1 pseudogene is annotated in these 2,710 nt (G+C 52.9%); it reads right to left on the bottom strand.

The features are described from left to right. Nucleotides 1-33: 33 nt before the first annotated feature. A pseudogene (locus tag GSQ70_RS00545) lies at nt 34-2,658 on the bottom strand (Tn3 family transposase); the annotation flags it as partial. Nucleotides 2,659-2,710: the final 52 nt, after the last annotated feature.

Raw genomic sequence — 2,710 nt, forward strand, 5'->3', positions numbered from 1 at the left:
GGGGTCTGACGCTCAGTGGAACGAAAACTCACGTTAAGCAATGTTTTCTTCCTCTGACGCCTCTTTTAATGGCCGCAAATGCCCTTTTGTTACCAGTTCTGCCAGCGTGAAGGAATAATGGCCGAGCATATTGATATGCCCATGGCAAAGCGGTGAGAGACGTGCAATATCTTCATCATTCAGGGTTTCTCCTTGTGCCCGGAGATGATCCAGAGCTGCCTGCATATAAATAGTGTTCCATAACACGACGGCGTTAGTGACCAGCCCCAGTGCGCCCAGTTGATCTTCCTGACCATCGGTATATCGCTTTCTTATCTCACCTTTCTGACCGTGACAAATAGCTCTGGCAACAGCATGGCGGCTTTCTCCCCGGTTAAGTTGGGTCAGGATGCGCCTGCGGTAATCTTCATCATCAATATAATTAAGCAGATACAGCGTTTTGTTAATGCGTCCCACTTCAATGATTGCCTGGGTCAGTCCGGAGGGGCGTTCACTTTTCAGTAATGAACGGACCAGCACCGAAGCCTGTACCTTGCCCAGCTTCAGGGAGCCTGCGGCCCGGATCATTTCGTCCCACTGAAGGGCTATTTTTCGGGGATCTGACTGTCCTCTGGCAATGTCATTCAGCACGCCATAATCAGCGTCATTGTCCATGCGCCAGAAAACCGAAGAACCGGCATCAGCCAGTCGCGGGGAAAACTGGTATCCCAACAGCCAGAAAAGGCCAAAGACAAGATCGCTGGCCCCTGCGGTATCGGTCATAATTTCGGTGGGATTCAGCCCTGTCTCCTGCTCAAGAAGGCCTTCCAGCACAAAGATTGAGTCCCTCAGCGTCCCCGGTATAACAATGCCATGAAAGCCGGAATACTGATCGGAAATAAAGTTGTACCAGGTGATACCCCTGTTATGGCCAAAGTATTTGCGGTTCGGTCCGGCATTGATTGTTCTGACTGGCGTAACAAAGCGCATTCCGTCTGCAGAAGCCACTTCGCCACCACCCCAGACCTGTGCCAGTGGCAGTGTTGCCTGAAAATCAACCAGCCTGGCATTCGCACTGGTGATAGTTTCAGCCCGCAGATAGTTTGCTTTTGTCCAGTTCAGCCGGTGTCGGGTCAGGGCTGGAACATTTGACCGTATCAGGGGCTCCAGGCCGATATTGCAGGCCTCGGCCATCAGTACGGCGCTGATGCTGACGGGCAGATCGTCAACTCTGGCGCTGGCTTCGCTGGCGTGGAAAAACTCATCAGCAAATCCGGTATGGGCGTTAATTTCGAGCAGCAACTCCGTTAAATCCACCGTAGGGAGCAGATCGCTGACCATTTTGCTCAGCCGTTTCAGACTGTCCGGCTCATCAAGACTGGCGAGAGGAGTAATAGTCAGCCTGGGCTTTGGGCCGGAAATATCAAGCTGCACCGCTTCATTTTCGCCAAGGCGTGCAGCAACCTGCCTGTAACGGGTGTCCAGCTGGATGCCCAGCGATTTTATTGCGTCCTGTGGGTTTGTCGGATGCCCCAGAGAACGATAAACTTTGATCCGGTTTGCCTGCCAGTCTGCGCCCTGTAGTAATTTTTCGCGGGGATCTCCCCACCGGTTACTGCCGGTAACGTAGACATCCCGCCGTCTCAGGCTGTCCTGCAGTTTACTGAGAAAGCACAGAGTATATCCCCTTCGGGTGATATGTTTTTCCTTATTAATCACCAGTCGTTTCCATGGCCGGCTGATGATTTCCGTTGGTGCATCGTCAAAATACTGCCGCCGTGAGCTGAACTCGCGGCTGAGATAATCGCAGGCATTCAGGGTGGTACTCCCGGCGGGAGCTGCTGAAAATTTAACGGTATTCAGCAGACGGGGCAGAAAGCGACGTACCCGCCCGTACTGCTCCACCATTTCATCATGAAAGTTATCGTCAGAGGGCCGGGCTATTTCGCGAACAAGCGCGATGATGTCTGCCAGCTTTTGTCTGGGGATGTGGCTGAATACCTCAGCCCGGATTGATTCGTCCGGTGTTTCTTCTTTCAGCAGGTATGAACACGCGCTGGCGAGTGCCAGTGCTGATTTATCGAGATCCTTCAGCGATCGGAGCCGTTTTTTCTGCCCAATCTTTCTGGCGTCACGGATGATGACAGTCAGCATGGCATCCAGAACGTCCAGTGCATCATCCAGCGCCAGCGTTTCCCATGCCAGGACAAAGGCAACCAGTACCGCCATCCTTTTCTGCGGTGCCATCCTGGCAATATTGAATACCGAAGTCATCCCGGCATAACGAGCAAGATTCTTCAGACGTACAGTCGGGATCGCGTTCAGGCTTTCATTATGGAGGCCAAAATCGCTCAGCATTTTCCAGCGATCAATTGTCTCATTAAACGCCGGCCCACTGATGGTCACCGGGCCTTTTTTCAGTGATTCCAGCAAAGACAAGCGGCCGGAATCAGCGGGGCCCAGCAGCGTCTCCAGTTGTGAACGCTGCATTGCAGACGGTATCATTGCCAGCCTGTTCCACAGGCGCAGAGTTGCCTTTTCCCTTACTTCTGAAATCAGTCGGGTCAGCGTGGTGGCTCCGGGGAGAATAATTCTGTGCTGCATCAGCCACCCTGTCGCCAGATCAAAAAGCAGACCAGGACGTTCGTTGCTTATCCAGCTACGGGTATATAGGGGTCTGATGCTCAGTGGAACGAAAACTCACGTTTAGAGATTTTGTCAGGCCGGGCCT

The organism is Pantoea sp. BAV 3049, from assembly GCF_009765445.1.
GTDB lineage: Bacteria > Pseudomonadota > Gammaproteobacteria > Enterobacterales > Enterobacteriaceae > Erwinia.